The organism is Chitinophaga sp. GbtcB8, assembly GCF_019091455.1.
Classification (GTDB): Bacteria; Bacteroidota; Bacteroidia; order Chitinophagales; family Chitinophagaceae; genus Chitinophaga.
This window is the reverse complement of record NZ_JAGXJN010000542.1, coordinates 1-229: the sequence shown is the minus strand read 5'-3', so window position 1 is coordinate 229 and position 229 is coordinate 1. Positions and strand designations below refer to the sequence as shown.

Genomic DNA, 229 nt, shown 5'->3' with positions numbered 1-229 from the left:
ACGAAGTGGCCCACGCTATTGCTACCATCCACCGGATAGTTTACCTGATGGTGGTGCTGATAGACGAACGCCCTGAGGAAGTGACCGATATGGAACGCAGGGTGAAGGCAGAAGTAATTGCTTCTACCTTTGATGAACCTGCGGGAAAACCCGTGAAAGTATCTGCCATTGCATTGCAAAAAGCCAAACGTTTGGTAGAGTGCGGACACGATGTGGTGATACTGCTGGA

At 50.2% G+C, this 229-nt stretch carries 1 pseudogene; it reads left to right on the top strand.

The window, feature by feature from the left end:
* Positions 1 to 229, top strand: a pseudogene (locus KVT36_RS32510) (transcription termination factor Rho); the annotation flags it as partial.